The 5,382-nt window shown below is 57.5% G+C and carries 6 protein-coding genes; all 6 read left to right on the top strand.

The window, feature by feature from the left end; translation table 11 throughout:
* The first annotated feature begins 470 nt into the window (after positions 1 to 470).
* Complete coding sequence (locus F2P44_RS33765; RefSeq protein ID WP_370662788.1) at positions 471 to 1,193, top strand: DUF2889 domain-containing protein; 723 nt, start codon at positions 471 to 473, stop codon at positions 1,191 to 1,193.
* A 74-nt stretch (positions 1,194 to 1,267) separates the two neighbouring features.
* Positions 1,268 to 2,440: an ADP-forming succinate--CoA ligase subunit beta gene (sucC, locus tag F2P44_RS33760; RefSeq protein ID WP_167094382.1), complete on the top strand. Its 1,173-nt coding sequence runs from the start codon at positions 1,268 to 1,270 to the stop codon at positions 2,438 to 2,440.
* Between the two features lie 25 nt (positions 2,441 to 2,465).
* Positions 2,466 to 3,347: a succinate--CoA ligase subunit alpha gene (sucD, locus tag F2P44_RS33755; protein ID WP_166894617.1), complete on the top strand. Its 882-nt coding sequence runs from the start codon at positions 2,466 to 2,468 to the stop codon at positions 3,345 to 3,347.
* A gap of 88 nt (positions 3,348 to 3,435) precedes the next feature.
* The gene (locus tag F2P44_RS33750) at positions 3,436 to 4,029 is read left to right on the top strand and encodes an FHA domain-containing protein (RefSeq protein ID WP_167094380.1); all 594 of its coding nucleotides are present in this window, start codon (positions 3,436 to 3,438) and stop codon (positions 4,027 to 4,029) included.
* Positions 4,030 to 4,247: 218 nt separating this feature from the next.
* Positions 4,248 to 4,691, top strand: coding sequence for a pilin (locus tag F2P44_RS33745; RefSeq protein ID WP_167094378.1), 444 nt, complete (start codon positions 4,248 to 4,250; stop codon positions 4,689 to 4,691).
* 578 nt (positions 4,692 to 5,269) lie between these two features.
* Positions 5,270 to 5,382: type IV pilin protein (locus F2P44_RS33740; protein WP_370662789.1), on the top strand; the 113-nt coding region annotated here is incomplete at its 3' end.

Genomic DNA, 5,382 nt, shown 5'->3' with positions numbered 1-5,382 from the left:
GCCTATCTGCGCATGTCCAAACTCGCTCATTTACCCGTCAATCCCTTGCAGGCCGCCGTGAAGCGGTCGGTTTCAATTAGGCGATACCGTGGCGGTCGTCAAGTTTCACCGAAAACGTCATAGAGCCAAAATTTTTTTGCGGAAAAGTTGAAATTAAGGAGCGGTAGTTAAGCACACGGCACCGGTCTCAGGCGGAGACTAAGCTATATATTCATGAGCACGGCTTCCGGCTACGACTTTACATTTTCGCAGCGGAGGATGCTCTTGGTATGCTGCGCGCAGCGTGCCAAGAGCATCAGCAAAGAGGCAGGATGATGTAGGGACGGCGAAGGGGGCGCGCGTACACGTGAACGTTACCAAGATGTGTCTACCCCCTTGCATCCCGTCCCTTCGCTCGCAGTCGAGGAATACCACCGATCAACCGATACCCCCCAACCGGTGAAATTTCGCGCATCTTTCCCCTAAAAACCATGTTGCAGCGCAACTGGCCTCCCGCATGTGCTAAACTTTTGGGGTTTAAGCAGCGCCGCATGAGCGGTTGTTGCCGTAGAAGCTGCGGCAACGTGCACGATGTGCACACCGGCTGCAACTATTTACGCCGCATTTTCGGCATTGGTCTTGTCTTCATGCCCCTGTCTTCTCCCGTCCCTCGCGCACTACGGCATACGCGCGCCATCGAAATCGAAGCGTTCGCGCGCGACGATGGCCTGTGGGATCTCGACGCCCGTATCACTGACGTCAAGGTCCGCGACGTGACCCTGGCGTCTGGCGTACGCAGCGGCGGCACCTACCTGCATAACCTGCACCTGCGCATCACCATCAACCGCGAACTGACCATTGTCGATGCCGAAGCCGCGTCCGATGCGGTTCCGTACCCGGGCTATTGCGATACCATAGCACCTGCTTACAAAAAATTGATCGGCCTGTCCTTGATGAAAGGCTTTCGCCTTGGCGTCAAAGAGCGGCTCTCCGGCGTGCTGGGCTGCACGCACCTGAACGAACTGGCGCAGATCCTGCCGACCGCGGCGATCCAGGCCTACGCCAACGACGTGATCCAGACCCGCGACGGGGCTGGCCACGACCCCTTGCCGGACAAGCCGTTCCAGATCGATAAATGTCATGCCCTGCGTGCCGAGGGTCCTGCCGTCGCGGTGTACTATCCGCGCTGGGTGGCGAAAGTTGTACCGGGTTAGCAGCGCTTTCCCGTTTTTTTCTCGCATTTCAACCGTATTTTCTACAAATCAGTATCAGAAGAAGGGAAGCCAGCATGAAAATCCATGAGTATCAAGGCAAAGAAATCCTCCGGCAGTATGGAGTGACGGTACCGCGCGGCATTCCGTGCTTGTCCGTGGAAGAGGCTGTTAAAGCAGCCGAGACGCTCGGCGGTCCGGTCTGGGTAGTCAAGGCACAGATCCATGCTGGCGGTCGCGGCAAGGGCGGCGGCGTGAAAGTCGCCAAGTCGCTGGAACAGGTCAAGGAATATGCAGAGCAGATCCTGGGCATGCAGCTGATCACGCACCAGACCAGCCCGGAAGGCCAGAAAGTACGCCGCCTGCTGATCGAAGAAGGCGCGGACATCAAGAAAGAACTGTACGTGTCGATGGTTACCGACCGCGTCAGCCAGCGCGTGGTGCTGATGGCGTCCTCCGAAGGCGGCATGGACATCGAAGAAGTTGCCCACTCGAACCCGGAAAAAATCCACCAGATCGCGATCGACCCATCGGTCGGCCTGACCGACGCTGAAGCGGACGAGATTTCGGCCAAGATCGGCGTGCCGCCTGAATCGATCGCCGACGCGCGCGTTCAGCTGCAGGGCCTGTACAAAGCCTACTGGGAAACCGACGCTTCGCTGGCGGAAATCAACCCGCTGATCCTGACCGGCTCCGGCAAGGTCATCGCGCTCGACGCCAAATTCAATTTTGACTCGAACGCCCTGTATCGCCAGCCGAACATCGTCGCTTACCGCGACCTGGATGAAGAAGACGCGGCCGAAGTCGAAGCATCGAAGTTCGACTTGGCTTACATCTCGCTCGACGGCAACATCGGCTGCCTGGTGAACGGCGCCGGCCTGGCCATGGCCACCATGGACACCATCAAGCTGTTCGGTGGCGAGCCTGCCAACTTCCTCGACGTGGGCGGTGGTGCCACGGCCGAAAAAGTGACTGAAGCGTTCAAGATCATGTTGAAGAATCCAGGCCTGAAAGCCATCCTGGTCAACATTTTCGGCGGCATCATGCGTTGCGACGTGATCGCCGAAGGCGTGATCACCGCATCGAAGGCCGTTTCCCTGACCGTGCCGCTGGTTGTGCGCATGAAGGGCACCAACGAAGACATCGGCAAGAAGATGCTGGCCGAGTCCGGCCTGCCGATCATCGCCGCCGATACGATGGAAGACGCAGCCAAGGCCGTGGTAGCGGCTGCTGCTGCTCATAAAGCCTAATCCGGCCTAATTCGAAGGAACAAACATGTCGATTCTGATCAATAAAGATACAAAAGTAGTCACCCAGGGGATTACCGGCAAGACCGGTCAATTCCACACCCGCATGTGCCGCGATTACGCGAATGGCAAGGAATGCTTCGTTGCCGGCGTGAACCCGAAGAAGGCCGGCGAAGATTTCGAAGGCATTCCTATTTTCGCTAACGTGGCAGAAGCGAAAAAAGAAACCGGCGCCAACGTGTCGGTCATCTACGTGCCGCCGGCAGGCGCCGCCGCCGCGATCTGGGAAGCCGTCGAAGCTGAACTCGACCTGGCAATCTGCATCACCGAAGGCATTCCTGTGCGTGACATGATGGCGCTCAAGGACCGCATGGCCAAGGCCGGTTCCAAGACCCTGCTGCTGGGCCCGAACTGCCCAGGCCTGATCACCCCTGACGAAATCAAGATCGGCATCATGCCAGGTCACATCCACCGCAAGGGCCGCATCGGCGTGGTCTCGCGTTCGGGCACGTTGACGTACGAAGCAGTCGGCCAGCTGACCGCACTGGGCCTGGGCCAATCGTCGGCAGTGGGCATCGGCGGCGACCCGATCAACGGTCTGAAGCACATTGACGTCATGAAGATGTTCAACGACGATCCTGATACCGACGCGGTCATCATGATCGGCGAAATCGGCGGTCCGGACGAAGGCAATGCGGCTTACTGGATCAAGGACAACATGAAAAAGCCAGTGGTTTGCTTCATCGCTGGCGTGACCGCTCCTCCGGGCAAGCGCATGGGCCATGCGGGCGCACTGATTTCCGGTGGCGCCGATACGGCACAAGCCAAGCTGGACATCATGGAAGCCTGCGGCATCAAAGCCACCAAAAACCCGTCGGAAATGGCGCGTTTGCTGAAAGCCATGCTGTAATTTGTAAGCAAGGCCAAAGGTAGTGAATAATGACGGGGAGCGCAGGCTCCCCGTTCTCGTTGGCGGGTCACCCCCACGGAGGGCAAGAGTGGCGAAAATTATCATATCGCGCGATCACGCGGTGATACGAGAGGTCGAGCTCGACAAGGACCGGATGACGCTCGGGCGCAGGCCCGACAGCGATATCGTGCTCCCGCACCCGGCCATGAGCGGCGCCCATGCGGCGTTCACCTTCATCATGGACGACGTGTTCCTGGAAGACCTGGGCAGCACCAATGGCACCTACGTGAACGGCAGGCGCGTGGCCAAGCATATGCTGGAGGACCACGACACCATCGTCGTGGCGCGCTTCCAGCTCGAATTCATGGCCGGGCCGCGGCGCGCGCCACCCGAAGCGCCTGCCGTCGAGGTATCCATGGTCGGGTCGATCGAGGTCAAGACCGGACCAAATGCTGGCAAGCGGCTGGCGTTGACCAAGCCCCTGTCGACCCTGGGTAAGCCAGGCGTGCAGGTGGTCGCCATCACGCGTCAGAACGGCGCCTATTATCTGACCCATGTGGACGGCAGCGTGGCGCCACTGATCAATGGCGTGGCGCCGGGCAAAACCCCGCGCCGCTTGCAGCACGGCGATGCGATCGAGCTGGCGGGGGCCGATATGGTGTTTTGCCTGACGCCGGAGTAGGCGCTTTTCCTCATTTCTTTTTCGCTCATGAAGTTGCAACATGGCAAAAAGTGTCGCTCCTGGCTGACAATTTTTGTACTCCCGGCAGCACAAGCTGACGCTTTCTTGCACAATCGGGGTATCGACACGCCAAATACTGCGAAATACGCTGGCACGGCGATTGCAATATCCTCAGAATGGTTAACGCGCGGCAATTGTGTCTGCAATGAGGGAATAAGATGAAATCGACGAGCAAGCGGAAACATGTTCAGGCCGGCTTTACGCTGATCGAATTGATGATCGTTGTGGCCATAATCGGTATCCTGGCCAGCGTCGCGCTGCCGGCGTATCAAAACTATATTGCCAAGTCGCAAGCGATGACGGGCTTGGCAGAAATTACCGCTGGAAAGGTTATCGTCGAAACGAAGATGGCAGAAGGTGTCGACGCGGCCATTACGGATCCGGAGTCGATCGGGATGCACTCAACCACGCAGCGCTGCGCGGTGACCGTGTCGCTGGAGCCGTCGGGCGCGACCACCCTTGAGTGTGTGCTAAAAGGCAATACCCAAATTGCTGGTTTCGTGATCACGCTGACCAGAAGCCCGACCGGCGGTCCTGGTGGTAACATCTGGACCTGCAGCTCGACGCTGAATGATAACGTCAAGCCGAAAGAATGCATATAATTTATCTTTGAACAGCCGAGCCCCCTGGCCCAGGGGGCTTTTGCATTTCTGGGGTAGTTGCTGCGCCAACTTCCCGCCGTTCTCCGCTCTCCTTCTTGATGACCACTGCTAGTCCCCAGGGCTCCCCCTGCCGTATTTCCTGCCTTGGCGCGTCACCGTTCCCGCGTCCATCGTCCCTGTCAAATCGCTTCCCTTCTGGTCTTGGTAGGATCAGGTGCCGCCCGGGGACATGCGCGTTATCTCCCTAATGTAAACTGTGACGAGCCTCTACGTTCTCAGCTGGTCATACGGGCGGCCATGCATGACTCCTGTGGAAACGTATTGGGAAGCGCTGTTGTCGCCGCCAGCACATGTACCATCGCACTTTGCGCACAAAAAAACGGTAAAAACGTTCCAAATGACAAAAAATGGCATAGCAAGTTGCCAAAACCTGTCAGTTACAGGTCAAAAATTTGTCAAATTCACACTATTAATATTGAAATACGGGGTGTCGTGTCAAAAAGCCGACCTGGCACGGCGCTTGCATATACCCAAGTACGGTTCACAAGTTCCGAATTAAACCAACTAGGAGTAGCAAAATGAAATCGATGAAAATGATGAAGAAGGCACAAGCCGGTTTTACCCTGATCGAACTGATGATCGTTGTTGCAATTATCGGTATCCTGGCTGCTGTTGCACTGCCAGCGTATCA

It is taken from the genome of Massilia frigida, from assembly GCF_011682175.1.
Taxonomy (GTDB): Bacteria; Pseudomonadota; Gammaproteobacteria; order Burkholderiales; family Burkholderiaceae_D; genus Telluria_A; species Telluria_A frigida.
This window is presented reverse-complemented; position numbering and strand designations above follow the sequence as displayed.